5 protein-coding genes are annotated in these 2940 nt (G+C 66.5%); 1 reads left to right on the top strand and 4 read right to left on the bottom strand.

Annotated features, from left to right (window positions below; all coding sequences use genetic code 11):
* From ACIPIA_RS13475 to ACIPIA_RS13460, 4 genes are all read right to left on the bottom strand, one after another.
* A partial coding sequence (locus ACIPIA_RS13475; protein ID WP_400510284.1) for a GFA family protein occupies positions 1 to 183 on the bottom strand: 183 nt, incomplete at its 3' end.
* Entirely contained in the window at positions 183 to 788 is a 606-nt protein-coding gene (locus tag ACIPIA_RS13470) for an NADH-quinone oxidoreductase subunit C (protein WP_400510282.1), read from the bottom strand. The genes ACIPIA_RS13475 and ACIPIA_RS13470, both read right to left, overlap by 1 nt.
* Before the next feature lie 41 nt (positions 789 to 829).
* Positions 830 to 1414: a NuoB/complex I 20 kDa subunit family protein gene (locus ACIPIA_RS13465; RefSeq protein ID WP_400510280.1), complete on the bottom strand. Its 585-nt coding sequence runs from the start codon at positions 1412 to 1414 to the stop codon at positions 830 to 832.
* Positions 1415 to 1479: 65 nt separating this feature from the next.
* A complete protein-coding gene (locus tag ACIPIA_RS13460) occupies positions 1480 to 1860 on the bottom strand; it encodes an NADH-quinone oxidoreductase subunit A (RefSeq protein WP_400510278.1) in 381 nt (126 codons plus the stop codon).
* A 420-nt stretch (positions 1861 to 2280) separates the two neighbouring features.
* Between ACIPIA_RS13460 and ACIPIA_RS13455 the strand changes: the two genes are divergently transcribed.
* A complete protein-coding gene (locus ACIPIA_RS13455; protein ID WP_400510277.1) occupies positions 2281 to 2901 on the top strand; it encodes a YcbK family protein in 621 nt (206 codons plus the stop codon).
* The last annotated feature ends 39 nt before the right edge of the window (positions 2902 to 2940 follow it).

Below are 2940 nucleotides of genomic sequence, written 5' to 3'. Positions count from 1 at the left end.
GCCGAGATGCGTCTCGTCGGCAACCGCGACATCGTTGCACGGCACGGTCATCAGCACGCCGCCGCTCCAGCGCCGGCACATGTTGCAGTGACAGACGTCCATCTCGGGCTTCGCGGCAACCGCCGTGAAGCGGACGGAGCCGCAGAGACAACCGCCGGACAGTTTTTCCGCCGCAGCCGTCATCACGCCCCCTTCGCCTTCTCGTCGCCCGGAAGCACGTAGTCGGTGCCTTCCCAGGGCGAGAGGAAATCGAAGTTGCGGAATTCCTGGTTCAGCTTCACCGGCTCGTAGACCACGCGCTTCTGTTCGTCGTCGTAGCGAACCTCGACGAAGCCCGTCAGCGGGAAGTCCTTGCGCAGCGGATAGCCCTCGAAGCCGTAGTCGGTGAGGATGCGGCGCAGGTCCGGATGGCCCGAGAACAGGATGCCGTAGAAGTCGTAGGCCTCGCGCTCGAACCAGTTCGCCGCCGGGAACACGTCGATGACGGAGGGGACCGGCGTCGCCTCGTCGGTCTGGACCTTCACACGGATGCGGCGGTTATGATGCGGCGCGAGCAGATGATAGACGACGTCGAAGCGCTTCTCGCGGCCCGGATAATCGGCGCCGGCGATGTCGGTGAAGTTCACGAAGCGGAAGCGCGGATCGCTGTAGAGCGTGCGCAGGACCTCGACGATCGAAGCCGCCTCGGCGTGAACGGTCAGCTCCTCGAAGGCGACGACCGCCTCCGTCACCGCGCCGGGCAGCGTGGCCTTGATCTCTTCGCCGAGTTTTACGAGCGCTTCGCTCATCGTCTCACCTTCATCGCCTGCAGCATCGACCGACGGAGCGCTCAGCGCTCGATCGTGCCGGTACGGCGGATCTTCTTCTGCAGCAGCAGCACGCCGTAGAGCAGCGCCTCGGCCGTCGGGGGGCAGCCCGGGACATAGATGTCGATCGGGACGATGCGGTCGCAGCCGCGGACCACCGAGTAGCTGTAGTGATAGTAGCCACCGCCATTGGCGCAGGACCCCATCGAGATGACGTAGCGCGGCTCCGGCATCTGGTCGTAGACCTTGCGCAGCGCGGGAGCCATCTTGTTGGTCAGCGTGCCCGCGACGATCATCACGTCCGACTGGCGCGGCGAGGCGCGCGGCGCGAAGCCGAAGCGCTCGACGTCGTAGCGCGGCATCGAGAGCTGCATCATCTCGACGGCGCAGCAGGCCAGACCGAAGGTCATCCACATCAGCGAGCCCGTGCGGGCCCAGTTGATCAGATCGTCGGTCGCGGTGACGAGGAAGCCCTTGTCGGCCAGCTCGTTGTTGATCTCGACGAAGAAGGGATCACGCGTGCCGAGCGGCTTGCCGTCCGGGCCGAGAAGCCCCCGCGGTGCCGGCGCGACGAGCGGGTCGCCGCGATCGATCGCTGTGATTGCCATAACCTAATCCTCGTGAACCTTTGCCTGCCAGACCGGAAACGGAGCGTCGCCCCGCGATCCGACAGTCAGTCCCACTCCAGCGCGCCCTTGCGCCACTCGTAGACGAAACCCACCGTCAGCACGCCGAGGAAGATCATCATCGACCAGAAACCATACCAGCCGAGGCTTCCGAAGGCGACGGCCCAGGGGAACAGGAACGCGACCTCGAGATCGAAGATGATGAAGAGAATCGCAACCAGGTAGAACCGGACGTCGAACTTCATGCGGGCGTCGTCGAAGGCGTTGAAGCCGCATTCGTAGGCCGAGAGCTTTTCCGCGTCCGGCTTCGAATAGGCGATCGCGAAGGGGGCGATCAGCAGGGCCAGGCCGATGACCGCCGAGACGCCGATGAACAACACCAGCGGGAGGTAATCGCTCAGGATGGATGACACCGGAAGAGCTTGCATGGTCGAACTCACTTCAGACGGCCGCGCGGCGGCTCGCTGCCCAGTCGCTTAGACCCTCGATTAGAATGAAGCAAGACTCCGCCGCGCCGCACAATCGCGCGAGTGGGTTGAATGCAGCGCAGGATGGGGCAGAATTCGTCGCTGTCTCCTTGCCGCCCCTCGATCGTGGGGCGGAAATCCGCCGAGAATGCTCGCTTTTGGTTTCAGGGACGGCAATAGCCCGTTCACCACGCCGAATCGTTCCCTGCGGGAAAGCTCCACCGAAAGGCCTTCGATGTTTCGACAGCTTCGCCCCGCCTCCGCGCTCTCGCGTTCTGCGGCTGCCACGACGCGATGAGCCGTGCCTGCCTGCGCGCGGGCCTCGTGCCCGCGCTTGTCGTCCTGATCTGCACAGCTCCAACCCTCGCGCAGGAGGGTGAGATGGTGCGCGCGCCGCTGCCGCCGCAACGCCCCTTCGACCTCGACATCGAGGGCACGCCGAAGCTGCCGGACATCATCGTGCCGCGCGCGGCCTCCACGACGGTCCCCTCCGTCGCCAGCGTTTCCCAGGATACCCCGTCGGCGGCGCCGGCACCCGAAACGCCCTCGGCCGATGCCGCTTCGGCGACGCCCCCCGCCCAGGGCACCCTGCCCGCCCCCGGTGAGGCCGACGACGACGAGGGCGTGGAGTGGCCGAAGCTGACACCCGGCCAGAAGGCGGGGGCAGAGCCCGATTTCGACCCCAACGAGAAGCCCGAGAGGCCGGGCATCTCGACCGATCCGGGCACCTCCGTCGCCTGCCTGCCGGATACCCTGAAGCAGACCCTCGGCAAGATCGTCGACCGCTACGGCGCGGTGAAGGTGACCTCCACCTGGCGGCCGCCCTGGCGGGCGCGGCGCGGCTCCTATCACAAGGGCTGCCAGGCCATGGACTTCCGCGTGCCGGGCGTGCGCCCGCGCGTCGTGCTGGAATGGGTACGCGGCCTGCCGGAGGTCGGCGGCCACCATGTCTACTGGAACGGGCTGATCCATATCGACACCGGCCCGCGCCGCCCCTGGTAAGGTCGGACTTCAACGCCGCCGGCGTTGAACTTCCGCCTC

This window comes from Allobosea sp. CER48, from assembly GCF_044752385.1.
In the GTDB taxonomy this organism is placed as follows: Bacteria; Pseudomonadota; Alphaproteobacteria; order Rhizobiales; family Beijerinckiaceae; genus Allobosea.
Note: the sequence above shows the minus strand (reverse complement) of the source record. Positions and strands in the feature narration are given on the sequence as shown.